At 73.4% G+C, this 18,309-nt stretch carries 41 protein-coding genes; 39 read left to right on the forward strand and 2 right to left on the reverse strand.

The features are described from left to right. Window positions 1-11 precede the first annotated feature (11 nt). The 6 genes from ACFVNO_RS08055 to ACFVNO_RS08080 are packed head-to-tail and all read left to right on the forward strand — an operon-like array spanning window position 12 to window position 2,963. Window positions 12-371 (forward strand): DUF6248 family natural product biosynthesis protein, encoded by a 360-nt coding sequence (locus ACFVNO_RS08055; protein ID WP_378890470.1) that lies wholly within the window; start codon window positions 12-14, stop codon window positions 369-371. Further along, complete coding sequence (locus ACFVNO_RS08060) at window positions 368-676, forward strand: hypothetical protein (RefSeq protein ID WP_378890473.1); 309 nt, start codon at window positions 368-370, stop codon at window positions 674-676. The genes ACFVNO_RS08055 and ACFVNO_RS08060 overlap by 4 nt, the downstream gene beginning before the upstream one ends. Then, window positions 673-981 (forward strand): hypothetical protein, encoded by a 309-nt coding sequence (locus tag ACFVNO_RS08065; RefSeq protein WP_378890476.1) that lies wholly within the window; start codon window positions 673-675, stop codon window positions 979-981. The genes ACFVNO_RS08060 and ACFVNO_RS08065 overlap by 4 nt, the downstream gene beginning before the upstream one ends. A gap of 54 nt (window positions 982-1,035) precedes the next feature. Further along, on the forward strand, window positions 1,036-1,176 hold the full coding sequence (locus tag ACFVNO_RS08070; RefSeq protein WP_378890479.1) for a hypothetical protein: 141 nt from the start codon (window positions 1,036-1,038) through the stop codon (window positions 1,174-1,176). 42 nt (window positions 1,177-1,218) lie between these two features. Beyond that, window positions 1,219-2,004, forward strand: coding sequence for a phage antirepressor (locus ACFVNO_RS08075; protein WP_378890482.1), 786 nt, complete (start codon window positions 1,219-1,221; stop codon window positions 2,002-2,004). Then, complete coding sequence (locus ACFVNO_RS08080) at window positions 2,001-2,963, forward strand: hypothetical protein (RefSeq protein WP_378890485.1); 963 nt, start codon at window positions 2,001-2,003, stop codon at window positions 2,961-2,963. Before ACFVNO_RS08075 ends, ACFVNO_RS08080 begins: the two co-directional genes overlap by 4 nt. A gap of 68 nt (window positions 2,964-3,031) precedes the next feature. On the opposite strand, the gene ACFVNO_RS08085 is transcribed toward ACFVNO_RS08080, so the two are convergent. Continuing rightward, complete coding sequence (locus tag ACFVNO_RS08085) at window positions 3,032-3,253, reverse strand: hypothetical protein (RefSeq protein WP_378890488.1); 222 nt, start codon at window positions 3,251-3,253, stop codon at window positions 3,032-3,034. A 120-nt stretch (window positions 3,254-3,373) separates the two neighbouring features. Between ACFVNO_RS08085 and ACFVNO_RS08090 the strand changes: the two genes are divergently transcribed. The 29 genes from ACFVNO_RS08090 (at window position 3,374) to ACFVNO_RS08230 (ending at window position 15,389) form a co-directional block, all read left to right on the forward strand. After that, window positions 3,374-3,793 carry a hypothetical protein gene (locus tag ACFVNO_RS08090; RefSeq protein WP_378890491.1) on the forward strand — a complete coding sequence of 140 codons (420 nt, stop codon included), beginning with the start codon at window positions 3,374-3,376 and terminating at the stop codon, window positions 3,791-3,793. A gap of 2 nt (window positions 3,794-3,795) precedes the next feature. Then, window positions 3,796-4,236 carry a hypothetical protein gene (locus tag ACFVNO_RS08095; protein ID WP_378890494.1) on the forward strand — a complete coding sequence of 147 codons (441 nt, stop codon included), beginning with the start codon at window positions 3,796-3,798 and terminating at the stop codon, window positions 4,234-4,236. Then, complete coding sequence (locus ACFVNO_RS08100; RefSeq protein ID WP_378890497.1) at window positions 4,233-4,613, forward strand: hypothetical protein; 381 nt, start codon at window positions 4,233-4,235, stop codon at window positions 4,611-4,613. Before ACFVNO_RS08095 ends, ACFVNO_RS08100 begins: the two co-directional genes overlap by 4 nt. Then, window positions 4,610-4,819 carry a hypothetical protein gene (locus ACFVNO_RS08105; protein ID WP_378890500.1) on the forward strand — a complete coding sequence of 70 codons (210 nt, stop codon included), beginning with the start codon at window positions 4,610-4,612 and terminating at the stop codon, window positions 4,817-4,819. The genes ACFVNO_RS08100 and ACFVNO_RS08105 overlap by 4 nt, the downstream gene beginning before the upstream one ends. Window positions 4,820-4,827: 8 nt before the next feature. Further along, window positions 4,828-5,172, forward strand: coding sequence for a hypothetical protein (locus tag ACFVNO_RS08110; RefSeq protein WP_378890503.1), 345 nt, complete (start codon window positions 4,828-4,830; stop codon window positions 5,170-5,172). A gap of 55 nt (window positions 5,173-5,227) precedes the next feature. Continuing rightward, on the forward strand, window positions 5,228-6,259 hold the full coding sequence (locus ACFVNO_RS08115; protein WP_378890506.1) for a hypothetical protein: 1,032 nt from the start codon (window positions 5,228-5,230) through the stop codon (window positions 6,257-6,259). Further along, a complete protein-coding gene (locus ACFVNO_RS08120) occupies window positions 6,214-6,819 on the forward strand; it encodes a hypothetical protein (RefSeq protein ID WP_378890509.1) in 606 nt (201 codons plus the stop codon). Before ACFVNO_RS08115 ends, ACFVNO_RS08120 begins: the two co-directional genes overlap by 46 nt. Beyond that, window positions 6,816-7,079, forward strand: a complete 264-nt coding sequence (locus tag ACFVNO_RS08125; protein ID WP_378890512.1) for a hypothetical protein — start codon at window positions 6,816-6,818, stop codon at window positions 7,077-7,079. Before ACFVNO_RS08120 ends, ACFVNO_RS08125 begins: the two co-directional genes overlap by 4 nt. A 3-nt stretch (window positions 7,080-7,082) precedes the next feature. Further along, entirely contained in the window at window positions 7,083-7,553 is a 471-nt protein-coding gene (locus tag ACFVNO_RS08130) for a hypothetical protein (protein WP_378890517.1), read from the forward strand. Beyond that, window positions 7,550-7,864: a hypothetical protein gene (locus ACFVNO_RS08135; RefSeq protein ID WP_378890520.1), complete on the forward strand. Its 315-nt coding sequence runs from the start codon at window positions 7,550-7,552 to the stop codon at window positions 7,862-7,864. Before ACFVNO_RS08130 ends, ACFVNO_RS08135 begins: the two co-directional genes overlap by 4 nt. Then, window positions 7,861-8,328 (forward strand): hypothetical protein, encoded by a 468-nt coding sequence (locus tag ACFVNO_RS08140; RefSeq protein ID WP_378890523.1) that lies wholly within the window; start codon window positions 7,861-7,863, stop codon window positions 8,326-8,328. Before ACFVNO_RS08135 ends, ACFVNO_RS08140 begins: the two co-directional genes overlap by 4 nt. Next, entirely contained in the window at window positions 8,325-8,534 is a 210-nt protein-coding gene (locus tag ACFVNO_RS08145; protein WP_378890526.1) for a hypothetical protein, read from the forward strand. Before ACFVNO_RS08140 ends, ACFVNO_RS08145 begins: the two co-directional genes overlap by 4 nt. Then, complete coding sequence (locus tag ACFVNO_RS08150) at window positions 8,531-8,821, forward strand: hypothetical protein (protein ID WP_378890529.1); 291 nt, start codon at window positions 8,531-8,533, stop codon at window positions 8,819-8,821. The genes ACFVNO_RS08145 and ACFVNO_RS08150 overlap by 4 nt, the downstream gene beginning before the upstream one ends. Next, a complete protein-coding gene (locus tag ACFVNO_RS08155) occupies window positions 8,818-9,363 on the forward strand; it encodes a DUF6248 family natural product biosynthesis protein (protein WP_378890532.1) in 546 nt (181 codons plus the stop codon). Before ACFVNO_RS08150 ends, ACFVNO_RS08155 begins: the two co-directional genes overlap by 4 nt. Continuing rightward, a complete protein-coding gene (locus ACFVNO_RS08160; protein WP_378890535.1) occupies window positions 9,356-9,745 on the forward strand; it encodes a hypothetical protein in 390 nt (129 codons plus the stop codon). Before ACFVNO_RS08155 ends, ACFVNO_RS08160 begins: the two co-directional genes overlap by 8 nt. Beyond that, a complete protein-coding gene (locus ACFVNO_RS08165; RefSeq protein ID WP_378890538.1) occupies window positions 9,742-9,924 on the forward strand; it encodes a hypothetical protein in 183 nt (60 codons plus the stop codon). The genes ACFVNO_RS08160 and ACFVNO_RS08165 overlap by 4 nt, the downstream gene beginning before the upstream one ends. After that, window positions 9,921-10,508, forward strand: a complete 588-nt coding sequence (locus ACFVNO_RS08170) for a hypothetical protein (RefSeq protein WP_378890541.1) — start codon at window positions 9,921-9,923, stop codon at window positions 10,506-10,508. The genes ACFVNO_RS08165 and ACFVNO_RS08170 overlap by 4 nt, the downstream gene beginning before the upstream one ends. Continuing rightward, window positions 10,505-10,879 (forward strand): hypothetical protein, encoded by a 375-nt coding sequence (locus tag ACFVNO_RS08175; RefSeq protein ID WP_378890545.1) that lies wholly within the window; start codon window positions 10,505-10,507, stop codon window positions 10,877-10,879. The genes ACFVNO_RS08170 and ACFVNO_RS08175 overlap by 4 nt, the downstream gene beginning before the upstream one ends. Further along, on the forward strand, window positions 10,876-11,076 hold the full coding sequence (locus tag ACFVNO_RS08180) for a hypothetical protein (RefSeq protein WP_378890548.1): 201 nt from the start codon (window positions 10,876-10,878) through the stop codon (window positions 11,074-11,076). The genes ACFVNO_RS08175 and ACFVNO_RS08180 overlap by 4 nt, the downstream gene beginning before the upstream one ends. Beyond that, window positions 11,073-11,402: a hypothetical protein gene (locus ACFVNO_RS08185; protein WP_378890551.1), complete on the forward strand. Its 330-nt coding sequence runs from the start codon at window positions 11,073-11,075 to the stop codon at window positions 11,400-11,402. Before ACFVNO_RS08180 ends, ACFVNO_RS08185 begins: the two co-directional genes overlap by 4 nt. Then, entirely contained in the window at window positions 11,399-12,370 is a 972-nt protein-coding gene (locus ACFVNO_RS08190) for a hypothetical protein (RefSeq protein WP_378890554.1), read from the forward strand. The genes ACFVNO_RS08185 and ACFVNO_RS08190 overlap by 4 nt, the downstream gene beginning before the upstream one ends. Further along, complete coding sequence (locus ACFVNO_RS08195) at window positions 12,367-12,729, forward strand: hypothetical protein (RefSeq protein WP_378890557.1); 363 nt, start codon at window positions 12,367-12,369, stop codon at window positions 12,727-12,729. The genes ACFVNO_RS08190 and ACFVNO_RS08195 overlap by 4 nt, the downstream gene beginning before the upstream one ends. Further along, window positions 12,726-12,899: a hypothetical protein gene (locus ACFVNO_RS08200; protein WP_378890560.1), complete on the forward strand. Its 174-nt coding sequence runs from the start codon at window positions 12,726-12,728 to the stop codon at window positions 12,897-12,899. Before ACFVNO_RS08195 ends, ACFVNO_RS08200 begins: the two co-directional genes overlap by 4 nt. A gap of 137 nt (window positions 12,900-13,036) precedes the next feature. Continuing rightward, window positions 13,037-13,225 carry a hypothetical protein gene (locus tag ACFVNO_RS08205; RefSeq protein WP_378890563.1) on the forward strand — a complete coding sequence of 63 codons (189 nt, stop codon included), beginning with the start codon at window positions 13,037-13,039 and terminating at the stop codon, window positions 13,223-13,225. After that, window positions 13,225-13,968: a hypothetical protein gene (locus tag ACFVNO_RS08210; protein ID WP_378890566.1), complete on the forward strand. Its 744-nt coding sequence runs from the start codon at window positions 13,225-13,227 to the stop codon at window positions 13,966-13,968. Before ACFVNO_RS08205 ends, ACFVNO_RS08210 begins: the two co-directional genes overlap by 1 nt. Further along, window positions 13,965-14,501: a hypothetical protein gene (locus ACFVNO_RS08215; RefSeq protein WP_378890569.1), complete on the forward strand. Its 537-nt coding sequence runs from the start codon at window positions 13,965-13,967 to the stop codon at window positions 14,499-14,501. The genes ACFVNO_RS08210 and ACFVNO_RS08215 overlap by 4 nt, the downstream gene beginning before the upstream one ends. After that, window positions 14,498-14,797: a hypothetical protein gene (locus tag ACFVNO_RS08220; RefSeq protein WP_378890571.1), complete on the forward strand. Its 300-nt coding sequence runs from the start codon at window positions 14,498-14,500 to the stop codon at window positions 14,795-14,797. The genes ACFVNO_RS08215 and ACFVNO_RS08220 overlap by 4 nt, the downstream gene beginning before the upstream one ends. After that, window positions 14,794-15,078, forward strand: coding sequence for a hypothetical protein (locus ACFVNO_RS08225; RefSeq protein ID WP_378890573.1), 285 nt, complete (start codon window positions 14,794-14,796; stop codon window positions 15,076-15,078). The genes ACFVNO_RS08220 and ACFVNO_RS08225 overlap by 4 nt, the downstream gene beginning before the upstream one ends. Beyond that, entirely contained in the window at window positions 15,075-15,389 is a 315-nt protein-coding gene (locus tag ACFVNO_RS08230) for a hypothetical protein (RefSeq protein WP_378890575.1), read from the forward strand. The genes ACFVNO_RS08225 and ACFVNO_RS08230 overlap by 4 nt, the downstream gene beginning before the upstream one ends. Window positions 15,390-15,466: 77 nt before the next feature. Here the strand turns inward: ACFVNO_RS08230 and ACFVNO_RS08235 are convergent, their stop codons facing one another. Next, complete coding sequence (locus ACFVNO_RS08235) at window positions 15,467-16,276, reverse strand: hypothetical protein (protein ID WP_378890577.1); 810 nt, start codon at window positions 16,274-16,276, stop codon at window positions 15,467-15,469. A gap of 104 nt (window positions 16,277-16,380) precedes the next feature. On the opposite strand from ACFVNO_RS08235, the gene ACFVNO_RS08240 reads away from it, so the two are divergent. The 4 genes from ACFVNO_RS08240 to ACFVNO_RS08255 all read left to right on the forward strand — a co-directional run bounded on the left by ACFVNO_RS08240 (window position 16,381) and on the right by ACFVNO_RS08255 (window position 18,128). Beyond that, entirely contained in the window at window positions 16,381-16,593 is a 213-nt protein-coding gene (locus tag ACFVNO_RS08240; RefSeq protein WP_378890579.1) for a hypothetical protein, read from the forward strand. A gap of 320 nt (window positions 16,594-16,913) precedes the next feature. Continuing rightward, a complete protein-coding gene (locus tag ACFVNO_RS08245) occupies window positions 16,914-17,177 on the forward strand; it encodes a hypothetical protein (RefSeq protein ID WP_378890581.1) in 264 nt (87 codons plus the stop codon). Next, window positions 17,174-17,632 (forward strand): hypothetical protein, encoded by a 459-nt coding sequence (locus tag ACFVNO_RS08250; RefSeq protein ID WP_378890583.1) that lies wholly within the window; start codon window positions 17,174-17,176, stop codon window positions 17,630-17,632. Before ACFVNO_RS08245 ends, ACFVNO_RS08250 begins: the two co-directional genes overlap by 4 nt. Window positions 17,633-17,816: 184 nt before the next feature. Next, entirely contained in the window at window positions 17,817-18,128 is a 312-nt protein-coding gene (locus ACFVNO_RS08255; protein ID WP_378890585.1) for an HNH endonuclease, read from the forward strand. The last annotated feature ends 181 nt before the right edge of the window (window positions 18,129-18,309 follow it).

The following is an 18,309-nucleotide window of genomic DNA, read 5'->3' on the forward strand; positions in this document are numbered from 1 at the left end:
GGAGGTCCGCCGTGAACGTCTACCTGCCCGGTGACGGCCCGCGCGCCCGGCCGCGCCGGATCCGCAGCCGCAGCGGCGCCGGCCACCCGGCCCAGATGACGGCGTGCGCGTGCCAATGGGGGTCCACCGGCCACTGCCGCAACGGCAACCACAGCTCGTGCCGGGCTGGGGTCGCCGAGCTGCACGCCGAGACGTACCTGACCTACGCCGACGGCGCCTGCGTCGTCGACCCCGCCACGGGCCAGCCGATCGAGGCCTGGCCCGCCGGGCGGCCGTGCCGGTGGGTGTGCCCCTGCTCCTGCCACACGGCGGCCGCCGCCCCGGACGCGGAGTGGCACCAGCCCACCCTCTTCGCCCTGGAGGCCTCATGACCGCACACCCGACCGCGCGAGTCCTCCTCACCGAGGACGGCCCCATGGCTCTCGTCCGCGGCGCCACCGACGCCGAGGTCCGCGAGCACCTGGATGCCCTGCTCGCCGAAACCGGTTACGTGCTTCCCGACCACGAACAGGAGCACGTTCGCGCCGGGTGGCTGCGCACGAACCCGTGCCCGCCCGCGTGCGGCGGGCACCGCGGACACTACGACCCGGCCGCTGGTCCCGCGCCGGGAGCGTTCCAAGGCGCCCTCCTCGGCCTGGCCAGCCCGCCCCACGGTGGCGCCGGGGGTGGACGGTGACCGACGACCGCTTCCCCCCGCAGTTCCGCCCTGAGTGCGGGACCCGCAAGGGCTACCAGCTGCACACCTCCCGCAACGAGAGTCCGTGCCCGGCCTGCTCCGACGCGAACAACGCCTACACACGGGATCGGTACCGGGCCACCCGGGCCCGGCCTCGGCCGGTACCCAGGTGCGGCACCGACGCGGCCGCCCAGCGTCACACGCGTCTCGGTGAGCCAGTCGACCCGGCCTGCGCCGAGGCCCAGCGGGCGGCCGCCCGCGAGCGCACCGCCCGGTACCGGGCCCGCAAGCAGAACGCCGCCTGACCCACCCCCGGGGCGCACCACCGCGCCCCGGCCACCCCGAACGACAGGAGCCCGATGAAACCCCCGACCCGCCGCTGGTCCCCCACGTGGGGCCAGGCCGTCATGGCCGGCGTCGCCGCCTACCTGGTGACGCTGGCCGCCCTGCTGCTGTGGCTCGCCCCCGAGCCGCTGCTCACCCTCACCGTGGGCCGCTGACTCCCACGACCGCCCGCCGCCGACCGAGGAGGACCCGCGGACATGGCCAACCTTCAGCCCTTCATCTTTCCCGACACCGGATCCGAGGTCCGGGTCATCACCCGGGACGACGAGCCGTGGTTCGTCGCCGGAGACGTCGCGGCCATCCTCGGCTTCCGCGAGGCCTACCACCTGACCCGGGGCCTCGACGACGACGAGAAGGGTCCCCACAATCTGGGGACCCCCGGTGGCGGTCAGACCGTGACGGTCATCTCTGAGGCCGGTCTGTACTCCGCGATCCTGCGCAGCCGGGTTCCGGCCGCCCGCGCCTTCAAGCGGTGGGTGACCCACGAGGTGCTGCCGGAGATCCGAAGGACCGGCCGGTACCAAGTCGTCCCGCGGACCTACGCCCAGGCGCTTCGTGCTGCGGCCGACGCCGCGGAGGCCCGGGAGCGGGCGGAGGCCGAGCTGGCCGCCGCCCTGCCCAAGGCGGAGTCCTGGGAGTACCTGGCCTCTGCCGAGGGAGACCTGTCCGTCGCCGACGCCGCCAAGGTCCTCAGCCGCGACCCCGCGATCTCCATGGGCCAGGGCCGGTTGTTCGAGCACATGGCACAGGAGCGGTGGGTGTACCGGGCCAAGGGTGACGGGCGGTGGCGCGCGTACCAGTCCGCCGTGGACACCGGCCGCCTCACCGAGCTGCCGCAGACCTACACCCACCCCAAGACCGAGGAGCGGGTCGTGGGCACCCCCCAGATCCGCATCACCATCAAGGGCCTGCACGAGCTGCACCGCCGCCTCGGCGCGGTCCGCCAGCTCGCGCTGCCCGCATCCGGGAGCGATGCCGCATGACCACCGACCAGCCCAAGCTGCCGCACATCTACCTCGACCGCCACAACGACATACTCGAAGTCGGCACCCTGAGCGGCCGCCTGTGCATCCAGGTCCGGGAGACCTTCAACGGCAAGACGCACCGAGCGACCGTGCACGCCCCCACCGGGGACGACGCCGTCGCTCTGGCCCGCGCGATCCTGGCCGCCGCCGAGGACTCCGCGCACCGGGTCGTCCACGAGGCCGACCTCGTCGGTGCTCAGAACGCCGTCGTGGCCATGCGCCAGCGCGCGGCCCTGATCGCCGAGCACGCCGACTCCCCGGCGGCCGCCGCCGAGACGATCCTGGCGCTGCCGCTGGTGCCCGACGAGGACGACACCGTTGCGGCATCCCGCACCGACCGTTACCGGGACCGCCGAGCCGACACCTGGGAGGATCGGGGCAACGGCACCCTCGAACTCATCGCCGTCGCCCCGGACCGGGCCGAGACCCTGGGGCAGGTCCTGCCTCGGGAGATGGTCGAGCAGTACTACGGCCCTCTCGCCTCACTGCCCACCGACGACGCGCCCCTTCCCGACGCCTCCGCGGTGCAGGCCGCCCGAGCCCGCGCCGACCTCGCCTACGAGGACGCCCACAAGGTCGCCGACGCCGTCCGTGACCTCGGCGAGCTGATCCAGCAGCAGGGCAAGGAGGTCAGCGCCCTGGCGGTCGGCGTGGACGAGCGCTTCGCCGAACTGGAGCGCACCACCGCCGAACTGCGCGAGGCCCTGTCCGCCGTCGAGGACCGGCTCTCCCCGCCTACCGTGCAGGCCGCCCCGGCCTCGTGTCCGTCGACGGCCTTCAACGAGGTGGTCCGGATCGAGATGCGGTGCGCCGGAGGGGCCGGCCACGACGGAGACCACCACAACCCTGCCGACGGCGGGTGGACCTGGGGCGCCGACGGTACCGTCACCCACCTCGACCGGCCGACCGGGGACTGACCGTGTCCGGCCGCGCGCACACGAACGAGCCGACCCGCACGCCGCGGGTCGGCTCGGGGTGCGCTCGATCAGCCTTCGGTTGTCTGCTCTCCGAGGGCCGCGATCGCACGCTCGTAGAAGTCGGGGGTCACGAGGTACGCGCGCCGGCGGCCGCGCACCGTGAGGGCGCTCACCAGGTCGTCCTCGCGGGCCTGCTCGATCATGCGGGTCAGCAGCGGGCGGGCGATGGTGAGCGGAACCTCCTGGACGCCGTCGGGGGCGATCTCGGGTTCCTGATCGGTCGTGGCCATGGCCAGATTGTAAGACATCGTCACTCTTTCCATTCTCACCACACTTGCAAATCTTTAAATTTTGGTGACATGATGATGCCACACCGCCCCGCCGGGGCGCCAGACCCCGAGGGGTTCCCCATGGCCTTCACTCGCACCGTCGTCAACGACCTGACCGCCGACGACATCGAGCCGTTCCGCCACCTCAACGGCCGCCTCGACAGCCTGGTGGTCGGCCAGGTGCTCATCTCCGTCTCCTCTTTCTCCGACGACGCGACCGTCGAGCGCGTCGAGGCCCTCATCAAGTTGGCGGACCTGGCCATGGCGGCCGCCGCCGAGCTGAAGGGCCAGACCCCGCCGACCTCCGTCATCGCCGCCGCCATGGAGGGCGACGAGGTCGTGCTCACCGACATCGACACCCGCACCAGCGTGCGCGCCGCCACCCGCGCCGCCGCCCTGCGGGCCCTGGCCGACGCGCTCGACAACGAGGACCTGGTGGACGACGAGGGCGTCGGCACCGAGTTCGAGGGCTACACCCGCGACGCCCACAAGGAGGACTGACCGTGAAGCACACCGACGCGCCCGACACGCTCTCCCGGATCGACGCGACCCTGCGGCTCACCGACCGGCAGCTCTGGCACGACCCGGAGTTCCTGGCCTGGGAGGCCGGCCAGGTCGCCGGGGATCCGTACGTCTACGAGATCCCCAGCAAGAACCTGCGGTTCACCTCCCACGGGCCCGGCCCCGCCCACTGGCTGTCCAGCGCCGACGCCCACCTCGTGGGGCTGGAGGTCAACGACACCGTCCGGGTGAACACCGTCATCCACCTCTACAACGACCACCACTGGTGCCAGTGCGACGCCGGGGGCGCGACGGAGACGGAGGCGGACGTCGAGTTCCGTCGGCCGATGCGCGTCTGCGCCTACCAGTACCCCGAGCCCGAGCACACCACCCACGGGCCGCTGCTGCTCGGCCCCGACCGGCCCGCCCTGGAGGAGCCGTGAAGCACCGACAGCCCGGACCCCTCGCCCGCCTCGTGGCGTGGGCGCGCAACGCCTCCTGGTCGAGCGTCTCCATGGACGTCGCCATGGAGGCCATGGCCGCCATCGAGGAGGCCCGCGAGCAGGCCCGCGAGGAGATGCCGCCGGACCCGTGGCGGCCGCCCGGCCAGACCCCGGCCCAGCGCGCCGTCGCCGAGCTGGGCATCACCGGTCGCCTCATCCTGGAGGCCGCGCAGGCCGTCACCGCCCACAGCGACGAGCGCGGCCACCTCCACAACCCGGCCGCCATCGACGCCATCCAGGGGGTGCTCACCGACGCGCAGCACGCGCTCGGCCGGGCCCGCTCCTCGATGGCCGGCGCGAGGAGGGCCGCCCGGTGAGCATCCGCATCCCGGAGAACCCCGAGGCCGCCGCGGCCGCCGCCTACCTGGAGGGCCGCCTCGACCGCATCGCCACGGTGCGGGTGATCCTCGCCCGCCTGAACCACGAGCTGAGCACCTGCGAGGCATCGGCGTACATCCGGCGGCGCCGCTTGAACAGCCGCATCCACCGCCTGCTCCGGTACCTGTCCGACAACGCCGCCTGAGGAGAACCATGGCCAAGCCCAAGACCAAGAGGCTCACGCCCACCGAGCGCGAGAAGCACGTCGACGACTACCGGCGCCACGTCGCCGAGGCCGAGCGCCTGACCGGCCGCGCGCACCACTACACCTACGGCGACGGCGCCGACCCCACCACCGGCGCGGCCATGGCCGCCGAAGGGCAGGTGCACGCCACCCTCGCCCTGGCCGCCGCCGTCATGGCCACCAGCACGGTGCCCACTTCGATGCGGGCCGCCGAAGGCGTGCACATCGAGGTCACCGGCGCCGACAGGGCCGCGGTGGCGGATGCTGCCGCCCTGGTGCGCGCACAGCGCCGCATCCCGCGCTCGACGTTCTGACCCCGCCGCCGCCCGGGTCCCGCTCCCGGGCGGCCCTTGACCAGAGAGGGGCCGCATGCCCTGGGTCCGCTTCGATGACCAGTACCCGATCCACCGCAAGGTGGCGGCTCTGTCGGACGCGGCGTATCGCCTGCACTCGGCGGCGATCTTCTGGTGCGCACGCAACCTCACCGACGGTTGGGTGCCCGAGGACGATCTCGACCAGGTGTGCGCGCAGGTGCGCAACCCGACGAAGTTCCTGCCTGAGCTGTTGCGACGGGGCCTGTTCCACGAGGCCGGCTACGAGTGCGACTCCGAGGACTGCCCGGCCGACGGCACCCAGACCGACGGGTGGGTCGTCCACGACTACCACCATTACCAGCCGACCAAGAAGAAGGTCGTCGCCGAGAGGCGCGCCAACGCTGAGCGGCAGAAGCGTTTCCGCGACCGCCAGAAGGCCGAGGCCGCAGGTGAAGGCCACCCCGCACCCGAAGGTAACGACTTCGGTAACACCGGGGGTAACGCCCCGGATCACGCCCGGAGTAACGGGGGCGGTAACGCGCGCAGTAACGGCGTTACTAACGACGCCCCGTCCCGGCCCGGCCCGTCCCTGGGTGGTGAAGGTACGCAGTCACCTTCTCCGTCTGCTGGGGGTGCAGGGGGGAACGCCGACGCTGGCGCGTCGGACCGGACGGACGCGGACGCGAAGCCGCCCAAGACGTCCACCAGGGGCACCCGCGTCCCCGAGGACTTCACCCCCACCACCGAGATGAAGGCGTGGGCCCGCGAGAAGGCGCCCCTGTGCGGGCTCCGGGACCACGAGGCGTTCATGGACTACTGGCTGTCGACCCCCGGCGCCAAGGGCCGGAAGCTCGACTGGGTCCGCACCTGGAAGTCCTGGATGCGCAAGGAGCAGGAGCGCCGCGAGGTCGAGCAGCACCGCGCCCGGCGCCCCGCCCCGCAGCAGACCACCACGACCGACCGAGTCCAGGGCTGGCTCGACCTGGCCGGGGCCCCCGAGGCCCCGCCCGCACCCAACGTCATCGAACTGGAGGGCACCGAATGGACCGACGAACCCGGCACAAGCACCAGCGGCCCCGCCGCATGACCGAGCAGCACATCCTCACGGTGCTGGCCAAGGCCTCGGCGTTCGACAACCGCCGCCCCGACGCCGCGGCCGCCGCGGCCTGGCTGGAGGCCATCGGCGACCTGCCCGTCGAGGACGCCCTGGAGGCCGTGGTCGAGCACTACGCCACCGCGACCGACTATCTCCGCCCCGGGCACATCCGGGCGATCGTCGAGCGCACCCGCGCCGACCGGCTCCGCGGGATCGACCAGGTCCTCCCGCCCGCCGACCCCGACGCCGTGGACTACGGGCCGCAGCTGAAGAAGCTGCTCGCCCGCGCCGCCGACGACCGTTCGGTCGCCACCGCCATCGAGGCGCCGCGCCGCCGGGCGACCGCTCCCACCGCGGAGTACGTCGCCGCCCGCGGCCCCGGCTACCTGGCCCGCCGCCTGGCCCTGGCAGTGCCCTGCCCGCTGGAGGGCTGCGGCCGGGAGACCGGGCGCCCGTGCCGTGTCGTCGGCGCCGGGCGCCGAGAGGTGCCGACCGGCTACCACCCGGCCCGCCTGGAGGCCGCGAAGGAAGCGATGGAGGCCACCGCATGAGCCGCGTCGACGACGAGCTGGCCTTGGCCGCCTACGACCGGGGCGAGGACCCCATCGAGCACGCGGTGCGCCGGGCCGCGATCGAGATCGAGGTCGCCGACGTCGTCACCGTCGGCCGGCTGACGGACCCCGCGGCGTGCCCCGGCTACGGGGCGACGCCGACCAGCGAGAGCATCGCCCGCCGCATCGTCGGCCGGATGCTCGACATCGGCTGGGAGCCGCCGCCGGTGGCCGGCCACGCCACCGGAACGGAGGGGTGAGCGATGCCCAGCCGGATCTACATCCGCCGGTTCATACGGCGGCACATGATCGACGCCAGCCAGTGCGACCGGGTGTTGGACGCCCTGGAGCCGGTGCTGGCCGGGTGGGACCGGCGGGCCGAGGCGGCGTACGCGCGGGGGGTCCAGCAGTCGCAGCGGGCACAGCGGGCGGCCGATGCGGCCCGCGCCCGCATCCGCGACCTGGAAGCGGAGGTCGCCGACCTGAAAGCGGAGGCGGCCCGCCTGCGCGCCCTCCAGGCGTACGCCACCGGCCCTGACTGCGCCCCCGACCTGTCCCGGGTCATCGGCCGCTTCGAGCGCACCCACGTCCCGTGGCCGCAGTGCCCCGACGTGCGGATCACCCCGCTGTCCGGGCCGGTGCGCCACTACATCCACCTGATGGCGCCCGCCATCACCCGCGCGGCCCTGAAGCACGCCGAGACCCAGCTCGACCAAGGAGGAGACGCCGCATGACCGCCCGGCCCATCGCCGAGAACTTCGGCCACTGGTGGGTGTACGCCGCCCCCGAGTACAGCGAACTGCACGCCATGCCGACCACCGCCGTCGACCCCGACAACCCGGACACCGTCGAGGCATTCCGCAGCGAGGGCATCACGGCCGCGGCCGTGTGCGAGACCACCGACACCTGGTGGTGGCCCGGGATCATCTCCCGCCTCTACCGGGACCGGTGCACGGCGTGCTGCGACCGGCTCGGCATCCCGCCCGGCAAGGGCGCCCCCGTCAACGACGACACCAGCCACACCAGGAAGGACACCACCGCATGATCATCCGCAACACCACCCACGAGGCCCGCCACCCCTGGCCCGAGGACATCCTGCTCCAGGGCGGCACCAGCGGGATCGTGTTCCGCGACGAGGCCGACGGCGGCCCGTACCGGACCGCGTTCGTGGAGGCGTTCCCCGGCACCGCGTTCCTGCGTGGTCAGGGGGCGACCGTCGCTGACGCCGAAGACGCCTGCTGGAAGCAGTTCCTCGTCTGGCGGGACTGCGACGGCTCCGGCCAGGGCCACGGCCCCTACGAGGCCCGCGGCTACACCAACGGTGCCGGGTTCTGCGCGAAGTGCGGGATCTGGGAGTCCCGCGTCCTGCCCGTGCAGCCCGACCCGCCGGACCGGAAGCCGACGCTGTTCGAGCGCGCCCTGTCCGGTGACGAGGAGGCCCTCGACCGGATCTTCGGCACCCGCGCCCGCGACCTGCCCGAGGGCCCCGGGGACGGTGAGACCCGATGACCGCCGAGGAGCTGTACGAGCGGCTCGGCGTGGTCCTCACCGAGGGGCGCGGGCACCTGCCCGTCGTGCTCACCGACACCGACGCCGACGGCACCGGCGCCGTGTACGAGCCGACCGACGTCGACCTGATGCTCGGCGACGACGGCGACGACTGGGTCGGCATCGACCTGACCGCCGCCAACCTGGGGCCGGTGAGGGAGACGTGACCCGCGAGCAGGCCCGCGTCGCGGCCGTCGAGCTGCTGGCGCGGAGGATCACCGAGCGGGACCGGCTCCCGCTCCCGGACCGGCCGGATGCCGAACCGTTCGCCGCCTCCCTCCTCGCCGAGCTGGCCGGCCTCGGGTACCGGTACGTGCCCGCCGTGCGCCCGGTCCCGCCCACCGCCCGCCGGGCCGGGCAGGACCGGGCCACCCCCGAGCAGGTCCGCGGCTACCTGGAGCACATGCGCCGCCGCCTGCCCACGTCGGACACCGATGAGACGGAGGCGCTATGAAGCGGCCGCAGCGCATCCTCACCGAGGAGGAATGGGAGCACGTCCGGGACACCCCTGCGCTGACCCTGCACAAGGCCCTGATCTTGGGCCTTGTGGATCCCGTCCCGAACCCTTCCCCGATGCCGGAGGAGGCCGGGGCGTGGGTGCGAGAGCACGTCTGGCCCCGCTGGATACGGGTCATCGACGACCCGTACCCGTGGGGGTACTGGCGGTGGTCCAACTGTGAGCGCGGGTCGTGCTGGAACTGCATCAACGGCCGGTGCGACATCTGCGTGCACCGCCAGAAGGGCGGCCCGGATACCGACTCCCACCCCGACATCGTCCACGCCCTGGACGGCCGCCACCTGGCCCCGCTGCTCCGCCCCGACGACAACCCGGTGTGCACCTGGCTGTGCCGGTGCCCCTGCCCCAAGACGGGGCCCATCGACACCGCCGAGGCCGACCCGCCCGCCCCGGCCCCGGCGGCCACCACCCCACCGCGCCCCCGCCCGGCCCCGGCCGGACAGGAGCCCCTCATCACCCTGGAGGACCTCAATGGATGATCCGACCTGCTGGGTCTGCCGCCAGCCCCGAAGCGCCCACGGCGCCCGTGACGGCCTGGCCTACCAGGCCCTCGCCGGATACCACCCCTGGTGCGACAGCAGCTCCGACCTCGTCCACGCCCCGTCACCGTGGGGCCGCCGGAAAACCGCCGCCCCGGTCGAGGCCGCGCCGACCCCTGACCCGGCGGCCGACCCGTGGATCGCCCCCGCGACGTGGCGGCGCGCCGCAGCGCCGCCGCCCGCGGCCCCCGGGCTGGAGGCCGCCACACCCCTGCCGCACCGCACACCCGGCGCAACCCTGCCCACCCCGACGCCCCGCCCCCGCCCCTGGTGGGGCCGATGGCGCGCCGCCCTGACCACCCTGACCGGAGGAACCCGATGAACCCCGACGACCTCGTCGCCCTCGACCCCGTCCTGCCGACCTACCACCTGGAGGTCACCTTCACCCGGGTCGGCTCCGACGACGGCCCCCTGCGGGTCACCGCCACCGGCACCCAGACCTTCGTCGCCAGCATGGCGCAGGCCGCCGCGTCCGCCTTCGAGGAAGAGGTGGGCCGGTGACGGCCATCGCCGCCGTCGTCCACGACGGGCGCGTCCACATCGGCGGGGACTCCGCCGGTGTGGGCGGCTACGACCTGACCGTCCGCAAGGACGTCAAGGTGTTCACGCACCCCCAGCGGGCGCCCGGCCGCGAGGAGATCGCCGGCTTCTGGGCCATGGGGTACACCACCTCGTTCCGCATGGGTCAGGTGTTGCAGTACGCCTTCGTGCCGCCGGTGCTCGCCGACGGCGAGGACGTGCACCGGTTCATGTGCACGACCTTCGTCGACGAGCTGCGCACGACCTTCAAGGACGCCGGGTGGGCCCGCTCGGACTCCGGCGTCGAGGAGACCGGCCAGTTCCTCGTCGGGGTCCGCGACCGGCTGTTCATCGTGGACAGCGACTACCAGATCGGCGAGTCCGCCGACGGGTACGCCGCCGTGGGCTGCGGCGCCGACCTCGCCCTCGGCTCCCTGCACACCACCCGCGGCATGGACCTCAAGCCGCGGCGACGGCTCAAGCTCGCCCTGGCCGCGGCCGCCCACCACTCCGCCGGGGTGATCGCCCCGTTCATCTACGCCCGCACCGCAGGAGGCACCCCGTGAGCACCGACCCCTACCTCGCACCCGGCGCGCGCAACGACGGGCCCGCCGCCGAGCCGCCGCCCCCGCCGCCCGGCCCGGCCGGAGCCTCCGGCGGCGGCCGCCCGCCGGTGGTCCTCGGCGAGGCCCTGGTGATCCGCCCCGGCGACACGCTCATCATCCGCATCGACCCGGACAACGGCACGGAGGCGGCCCGGCAGATCGGCGCCGAGGCGAAGGCCCTACTGCCCGACGTCGACATCGTCATCATCGGCGCCGACCAGCTCGCCGTGTACCGGCCCGAAAAAGTCGCTGCGCAGCCTCCCAGGGACGGTATCTTCCCCGGCGGTCCGCAGCTCCAGCACCAGCCACCTGAGGAGGCGACCAGGCCATGAGCCGATTCGCGGTCGGCGACCGCATCACCGTGACCGAGCCCGACACCGATCCCTACGACGCCGAGGTCCTCGACGTCACCCAGGGCCCCGACGGGTCGGACATCCACATCCGGGTGTACCTGCCCTACGAGACCCGGCTCCAGCTCCGGCCCGGGGTCCGCGTCACCCGCGCCGACGCGACGGGAGGCGCACCGTGATCCGCCGCGGACGCCAGGCCCTGCTGGCCGCGGCCGCCCTGGCCGCCCTCGCGGCCGCCGGGTGCGCCCCGGAGGCCGGGCAGGTCACCGACCGCCGCTACACGCCGGCGCACTCCTGGGTCGACCAGCAGTGCACCACCATCCTCCAACCGTCCGGCCAGTCCGTGCGCACCTGCACACCGGTCACCCGGTACGAGCCCGACCGGTACGCGCTGCGCCTGGAGGCCGGCGACGACGCCGGGTGGCGCCGCGTCCCCGAGGACGAGTACGACCGCTGCCACACCGGCGACCAGTACCCGGCGTGCGCCAGGGAGGGCACCCGGTGACCACCCGCACCGCACCCGTCGGCGACCGGGCCACCAGCCCGGCCGCCGACGCGGCCACCACCCTCGACCGCATCGGCGAGACCCTGCGCCGCTCCGAGGACCTGCACTGGTCCGACCCCGGCTTCTTGGCGTGGGAGCGCGAGCAGGTCGGCGACATCGAATCGGTGACGGTGATCCGTGACCGCAACGTCCGCACCGTCCGCTACGAGGCACCCACGGACGCCTGGGATGAGGAGGACGGCCACCACATCCGGCCGATGATCCAGGAGATCCACATCGACCGGCCCACCAGGCCGATGATCATCAGGACCCGGGACTACTCCCCCGGCGTCGACACGTCGGGGCCGCTCATGCTCGGCCCCGAGCCCGAGGCGGTGCTCGGTGAGCACGACGGGGAAGAGGGGATAACGCTGGCCGGCGTCGTCACGCCCCTGCGGGAGGGCGCCGGCATCCGCGGCATCGGCGCCCACCACGTCATGTGCACGTTCGACGAGACCGCGCGCTTCACCCCGGACGCGGTCCGCCAGCTCCAGCGGGTCCTCGACGACCGCGGGCACGCCACGGGGCGCATGACCTTCACGGTCAACCCGAACCACGCCGAGGCCTTCCGGGCGAACCTCCAGGCCGCCTTCGGCGAGGCAGCCGAACGGGTATCGGAGGGCTTCGAGCGGCTCGCCCCCGCCTTCGCAACCGCCACCCGCGCGGTCCGCCACGTGTACGCCGCCCACCGCAGCGACTTCGCCCTCGTCCCCGGCTGGGACCCCGGCGCGCCCGTCGACCCACGCACCGTGGAGATCACCAACGCCTCGCGCGAGGTCCTCCTGGACTGGCGCGACCGGCGGCCCCGCCCGTGGACGGCCTACACCGCCGGACCCCAACACCAGCCGCGGCGCCACCACCGCCGCGGCCCCGACCCGCGGACCGTGTCCGCGACCATCGTCCCGCGACGCGCCGGGAGGCGACCGTGAGCTACACCCTGACCCTGAACGCCGGAGGCCTGCCCGCCGGGGCCCTGACCGTCTCCGGGTTCGCCACCGAGGAGGCCGCCGAGAAGGCCGGGCCGGTCTTCACGGCCGCGATCCACGCCCACTACGGGATCTCGGCGACCTACACCGTCGAACGCGAGCAGCACATCATCGACCTGCGCGAGGACGGGTGGACCATCCAGCACGAGATGGCCTGCCGCCCGCGCCTGTTCGAGTGCGCGGTCAACCGGGCGGCCGAACGCGACCTGGCCGCGCTGGCGGCCACCCCGCGCCCGCCGGGCCGGTACGAGTGCGGCCTCGACTACAAGGGCGGCTTCCTCATCCGGGAGCGTGTCCAGTGAGCGACGACCAGCCCATGATGACTCTCCGGGAGCAGGCCATCGGCCTCCACGAGGCCTACACGAGCTTCCTGGAGGCCGGGTTCACTCCGCGGCAGGCCCTGTACCTGACGGCGTGCATGCTTCGCGCACCGGAGACCCCCAACGACGACGAGAACGGAGGCAAGTCGTGACGTTTGCGACCGTTCTTCTCGTACTCTCCGCGTACCTGGCCGCGTACTTCGGAGCCGGATGGTGGCTCGCGAAACGCGACCTGCCCCGCGCGTGGTCGGTCGCCCGCAAGAAGTGGGGCAGGTCGGAAGACTTCGCCTTGAGCAGCGTCAAGGAGCAGATGTTCGCGACCGTGGTGTTCTGGCCCCTGGTCCTGCCCGCCCGCGCGATCAACGGTGGCCTCGAACGCGCCGTGACCGAAGGCGATCCCCGAGAGCAGGCCAAGCGCCTCCGCGAGCAGAAGGCGTACATCCGCAAGCTGGAGCGCGACCTCGGGATCGGAGACTGATGACGACACACCTCTGCGAGGGTCCCTGCAACCGGGCCTGGCGCCGGGCCCGCGACGAACACGCCTACGCCCTGGAGGCGTTCAAGGGCGCCCTCGCCGACTGGGAGGGCGCCGCCCCGGCCACCCGCGGCGACCGCCCCGACCCCCCGGCCGCACCCACCATCGCACCCGTGCCCGGCGACCCGGTGTGGTGCCCGCGCTGCACGGGAGCCATCCGCGCGGCCCTGGCCGACCTCGACAACCTCGCCGCGCTCCTCGCCGCCACCGCCGACGGGCACCGCGGCCAGGGCGACGACCGCGACCGCGTCACCGCCTCCGCCGAGGCCCCGTCGCCGTCGCCGATCGCCGACGTCCTCGACCAGCTCTACGGGTACCTGTCCACCATCGAGGGCCAGTGGCGCCAGGCCCGCGACTACGGGTCCCGGCCCGCCCGGTCCCGCGGCGCCGGCGCCCTCACCACAGTCATCGCCTGGCTCGGCCGCCACCTCGACGACATCCTCGCCGACCCCGGGTCGACCGGGTTCGGCACGTCCGTCCTGAAGTGGCAGCGCCTCCTCCAGCGGATGACGAAGACCCAGCCCGAACGCCGCCGCCGGGCCGCCCCGTGCCCGCGGTGCGACCGGCGCACCCTCATCTACGAGGAGGACCGCGGCCTCGTCCGCTGCGAGAACCCCGACTGCGGCCGGGTCATGACTCCGGCCGAGTACGACGCCCACGCCGACACTCTGGGGGCCCGACCGTGAACCTGCACATCATCGTCTACAACGCTGACGAGCCCACCCGCAACCGGGCGGTCCGCGCCCTCAACCAGGCCGGCATCCACCCCGAGGACGCCTGGCTCGACCCGCGCACCGCCGCCGACGTCCACACCGCGCAGGACGGCCCGGCCGACGCCGGCGCGCAGGCCCGCGCGTTCGAGGCCGGCGCCCGCCGCGGCCTGGAGATCGCCCTCGACGAGGCCCGCCGCCCCGGCACCACCCTGTACGGCCTCCGTGACGCGCTCGCCCGTATGGCCGCCGCCCCGGCCGACTACCTGGAGGACGAGGACGTCCCGACACCCACCCGCGACCCGGTCGGGATCGCCGTCGCCGGGCTCATCACCATCCCGGCCGCGGCCACCGCCGCCTGGCTCGCCACCATGGGAGGGTGGTGGTGGGCCGGAGCAATCACGGCCGGAGCCGTCGCCCTGTTCGGAGTCCTGGGGTTCGTCGTGAGCTGGCCGAAGAAGATCCGCGACGCCAAGGGCGACCCCGCCGGGGAGGGGCACATGTCGTGAGCATCTGGAGCACCGTCGGCCCCTGGGATCATGACCTCCTCGCCCTGGACGCCGACCGGGACGACGCCGCGCACTACCGCGCCGAAGGCGAACGCGACATCCACGTGGGCATCGCCACCGCCACCTCATGGCACGACAACGTGTCCATCAGGATCCACCGCGATCAGCGCCCCAACGCGCCCGGCAAGGAAATCTGGGCGCACCTGCTTCTCACGCCCGAGGCCACACGCGAGCTGATCGGGTATCTACAGCAGGCCGTCGAACGGGTCGAGGCCACGAAGGAGCACAGACCGTGACCATCGCCGCGTTCCTCACCGCCCGCCTCGCCGAGGCCCTCGCACAGGACGTGCACACCCTGCCCGAGGCCACCCACACCGACATCGACCGGCGCACCCGGGACGAGCTGCACGACTGCGTCCGATGCGGTAGCAGGGCGCAGGTCGCATTCCTCCTCGGCCCATCCCCGGAGGCTGGCCTACCCGCTCCGCGGTGGGTGGACCTGTGCTCGCAGTGTTCCACGGCCGTGCGCGAGTGGGCGCATCAGGAACGCGGCCGACAGGAAGGTGACCAGCCGTGAAGCACATCGCGGGCGCCGCACCCTGGGAGGCCGTCACGCCGGTCCGCTTCGTCGGCGGCCCCCTGGAGGCCGAGACGATGAACGCCGACCAGACCCCGGACATCGTCTACTACCGGGAGCCCGAGATGGTCGACCCCGTCGACTTCGGCCACCCGCAGACCCTGGGGCTCCCGCGGAGACCCATGGCCGCCTACCGGCGCCTCGGGGCCGACTCCGAGGTCACGATCTACGAGTACGCCGGGCCCGCGGGTGAGGTCTACTTGGCCGCGGAGGAGTGGGAGCACCGGCTCGTCGACCTCGGGGACGGGTAGGCCTCCACAACGGGCCAGAGCCCGGGGCCCTGACGGGGCGGAACAGGAACGGCGCCGACGTGAAGTCGGCGCCGTAGTCACTTCGCGTCTTCCGGGGGCTGCTCGTCCACGATCTCGGCATCGGCCATCTCGGAGTCGTCCGGCGTAGTCGCGATGGCGACGACCTCCGGCGCCTTCTCCAGGACCCAGTCGGACGCTCTCTCCCCGATGCCCGTCCCGAAGGCCACGCTCATGGCCACCATGGACGCGCCGACCCACGCAGCGGCCTTCTTCGCCCAGGTGGTATTGCCCTGCTGGTCGGCCGTGGCGGCGTGCCCGTTCAACTCGGTCGTCAACGCCACGTAGGCGGCGCGGGCCCGAGCGGCACCGAACAGGTGCGCCTCCTCGACACCCCGCCGTGCGTCGGAGATGAGGTCGAACAGGTAGTGCTTGGTCTTGTCGTCAGCGGGAAGTTCGCCGACGAGCGGGATCGCCTCGTTCAGGAGGTCGAGGAGCCGCTCGGCGGTCGCCGGCCGCAGCTCCTCGGAGAGGTACCGGTTGAGCATCACACCGAGGGTGCGCAGGGCCCGGATCGCAGTGGCGGGCGCCGAAGGCTCCGCCTTGCGCTGGGGTCCAGGGGTCGAATGGAAGTACCACGGGGGTGCGTACCCGAAGACGGCCTTGTACAGGGGAAGCAGGTCTTCCCGGATGTGTTCGACGGGGTCGCCCATCGCCGCCAAGGCGTCGACGGCGCGGTCGACCTCGACCAGCAGCTCGACCGCCTGGACCTGGCTCCGCCAGAAGTCGAGCTGGTCGGGGCTGCCGCCCCGGGCGGCGGGGACGTTCTTCCCGCCCGGCAGGTGCCATGAGTCGAGGAGGTCAGCGAGGGTTGTGGCTGGGTTCGGCATGGCAGAACGATAGCCCGCAAACTGGGTGGAACGCCTGCCTCCGCGGGAAGCCTGTGGATCGTCGCCGCACCGTGTAACCTCCCCAGCCGGATGGGGAGGTCCTAATGTCCGATGATCCGCGCCACCGCTGGTACACCAAGGAGCAGGCCGCCACCGAGGCCGGGGTGACCGTGCGCACCATCAACCGGTGGATCGCCGACGGCCACCTCACGCTTCGCCTCGGCCGGTACGTCAACGCCCACGAGCTGTTCGAGGTCGAGGCCACCCAGCGCCGCCGCCGACGCGCCGGCCGACCCGGCCCGAGATTGACCGCTTGACCTAGCGTGTCCTATGGTGATCGAAGATCGAACTTCTGCACGCAACGCCCGGAGTGCCCCCACGGCCCCGGGCGTTTCGCATGCCCCGGGAAGCTGGAGAGGTAAGACCCAAACCTGTGAGGCCCGCCCTTCGCGCGGCACACACCATCTGGGGCACCTCCACCGGCCCGGCCCGCCCGACGCCGCCGCACCTCGGACCCCGTGCGGCGCGTCGGGCCCCTCGCTCCCCGCACGGCGGCGGGGACGGCGTCGAGTGCTCCGGACTGACTGTGGCTGGCAGTCCGGGGCGCTCCGCCAACACACCAGCCCGAGGAGACGCCATGCACACCCACGGCGACCCCACCTACCTGGTCTGCTCCAGCAGCGCCGACGAGTCCCGCCAGTGGGCCAAGCAGTACGCCCCGGACCGCGAGCACATCCACGTGACCGACGCCCGCACCCTTCGAGGCCTGCGGGGCCCGCACATCGTGGTCGTCATGGACAGCTTCGAGGACCGCCCGGCCTCCTCCCGGTCCGCCATCGCCGACCGGATCCGCGGCCTCAAGGAGCAGGGCCTGATCCACGGCATCCTCAGGGTCCGATGAGCCTCACCGTCATCATCGGCCCCCCGGCGTCCGGCAAGACCACCTGGGTCCTCGACCGCGCCGGCGCCCACGACATCGTCATCGACTACGACCGCCTCGCCGTCGCCCTGGCCGGCACCGGCGCCCCGACCCACCGGCACCCCAAGGTGCTGAAGGAGGTCACCATGGTCGCCCGCCGGGCCGCCCTGCGCGAGGCCCTCAAGCACGCCGCCGCCGTGGACGTCTACCTCATCCACACCCACCCGGCCCCGCACGACCTCGCCGCCTACCGGCGCGACGGTGCGACCCTCGTGGTCATGGACCCCGGGCAGGACGTCGTCACCGCACGGTGCCGCACCGAGCGCACCACCGGCCACCTCGCCGCGGTGACGCGGTGGTACACGGCCAAGGCTCGCGGGGACTTCGCCGACCACCGCACCCCCGTACAACCGGCCGGGGCCTCACGCCGCTGGTAGGCCCCCCACAATCCGGGGACCCCTGCCGCCCCACAGGGCACCCCCGCCAGGTACCCGCCCCGCCACCCCGTCCACCAGGTGCTGGCCGCCCGCACCCCACTGCAAGCCACCTGCAAGCAACTCCCAGGCTTGCAGTTCGCCGCACACCACCGGCCCGCCCCGGCCCGCACCCAGGGAGACCCCGGTGATTCCCGACGACCCCACCGCCCTGGACTACCGGCGCGGCCGCAGCGGCCGCCCCCTCCAACGCCTCAAGGCGTGGCTCAAGGACGAAGGCACCAACACGTGCTGGCTGTGCGGCCGACCGATCGACATGGTCCTCACCGCCGCCGACCCCAACCACCGCGAAGCTTGGACGCTCGACCATCGTGTGCCGCTCAGTCGCGGTGGTGACCCGCTCGACCCTGCGAACGCCCGCGAGGCCCACCGCAGGTGCAACTCCGCGCGCGGCAACCGCGAACCGCGGCCACGCCCCAACGCCTCCCGGCGGTGGTGACCCCCACGCACCGCCGCCGGGACCACAACGGCCCCGCCCTCCAGGTCCTCTCCGGAGGGAACCCCTCCGCCCCCCTGGAGGACGGGGTCACGGCATCCCCCCAGGTCAGAGGAGGGGTGGGGGGTACCCCGGCCGCGAGAAACCGGAAGTCCGGCTGACCCCGCTGCCCCTCGAAACCGTT

Source organism: Nocardiopsis sp. NPDC057823 (assembly GCF_042797335.1).
GTDB lineage: Bacteria > Actinomycetota > Actinomycetes > Streptosporangiales > Streptosporangiaceae > Nocardiopsis > Nocardiopsis changdeensis.

Bases quoted from the DNA above. Each gene is read 5' to 3' on its own strand.
- ACFVNO_RS08155 (WP_378890532.1), top strand. From the start codon at position 8,818: ATGAAGCGGCCGCAGCGCATCCTCACCGAGGAGGAATGGGAGCACGTC.
- ACFVNO_RS08145 (WP_378890526.1), top strand. From the start codon at position 8,325: ATGACCGCCGAGGAGCTGTACGAGCGGCTCGGCGTGGTCCTCACCGAG.
- ACFVNO_RS08080 (WP_378890485.1), top strand. From the start codon at position 2,001: ATGACCACCGACCAGCCCAAGCTGCCGCACATCTACCTCGACCGCCAC.
- ACFVNO_RS08075 (WP_378890482.1), top strand. From the start codon at position 1,219: ATGGCCAACCTTCAGCCCTTCATCTTTCCCGACACCGGATCCGAGGTC.
- ACFVNO_RS08120 (WP_378890509.1), top strand. From the start codon at position 6,214: ATGGACCGACGAACCCGGCACAAGCACCAGCGGCCCCGCCGCATGACC.
- ACFVNO_RS08245 (WP_378890581.1), top strand. From the start codon at position 16,914: ATGCACACCCACGGCGACCCCACCTACCTGGTCTGCTCCAGCAGCGCC.
- ACFVNO_RS08070 (WP_378890479.1), top strand. From the start codon at position 1,036: ATGAAACCCCCGACCCGCCGCTGGTCCCCCACGTGGGGCCAGGCCGTC.
- ACFVNO_RS08235 (WP_378890577.1), bottom strand. From the start codon at position 16,276: ATGCCGAACCCAGCCACAACCCTCGCTGACCTCCTCGACTCATGGCAC.
- ACFVNO_RS08180 (WP_378890548.1), top strand. From the start codon at position 10,876: ATGAGCCGATTCGCGGTCGGCGACCGCATCACCGTGACCGAGCCCGAC.
- ACFVNO_RS08250 (WP_378890583.1), top strand. From the start codon at position 17,174: ATGAGCCTCACCGTCATCATCGGCCCCCCGGCGTCCGGCAAGACCACC.
- ACFVNO_RS08125 (WP_378890512.1), top strand. From the start codon at position 6,816: ATGAGCCGCGTCGACGACGAGCTGGCCTTGGCCGCCTACGACCGGGGC.
- ACFVNO_RS08060 (WP_378890473.1), top strand. From the start codon at position 368: ATGACCGCACACCCGACCGCGCGAGTCCTCCTCACCGAGGACGGCCCC.
- ACFVNO_RS08110 (WP_378890503.1), top strand. From the start codon at position 4,828: ATGGCCAAGCCCAAGACCAAGAGGCTCACGCCCACCGAGCGCGAGAAG.
- ACFVNO_RS08090 (WP_378890491.1), top strand. From the start codon at position 3,374: ATGGCCTTCACTCGCACCGTCGTCAACGACCTGACCGCCGACGACATC.
- ACFVNO_RS08115 (WP_378890506.1), top strand. From the start codon at position 5,228: ATGCCCTGGGTCCGCTTCGATGACCAGTACCCGATCCACCGCAAGGTG.
- ACFVNO_RS08130 (WP_378890517.1), top strand. From the start codon at position 7,083: ATGCCCAGCCGGATCTACATCCGCCGGTTCATACGGCGGCACATGATC.
- ACFVNO_RS08240 (WP_378890579.1), top strand. From the start codon at position 16,381: ATGTCCGATGATCCGCGCCACCGCTGGTACACCAAGGAGCAGGCCGCC.
- ACFVNO_RS08085 (WP_378890488.1), bottom strand. From the start codon at position 3,253: ATGGCCACGACCGATCAGGAACCCGAGATCGCCCCCGACGGCGTCCAG.
- ACFVNO_RS08140 (WP_378890523.1), top strand. From the start codon at position 7,861: ATGATCATCCGCAACACCACCCACGAGGCCCGCCACCCCTGGCCCGAG.
- ACFVNO_RS08210 (WP_378890566.1), top strand. From the start codon at position 13,225: ATGACGACACACCTCTGCGAGGGTCCCTGCAACCGGGCCTGGCGCCGG.
- ACFVNO_RS08165 (WP_378890538.1), top strand. From the start codon at position 9,742: ATGAACCCCGACGACCTCGTCGCCCTCGACCCCGTCCTGCCGACCTAC.
- ACFVNO_RS08135 (WP_378890520.1), top strand. From the start codon at position 7,550: ATGACCGCCCGGCCCATCGCCGAGAACTTCGGCCACTGGTGGGTGTAC.
- ACFVNO_RS08160 (WP_378890535.1), top strand. From the start codon at position 9,356: ATGGATGATCCGACCTGCTGGGTCTGCCGCCAGCCCCGAAGCGCCCAC.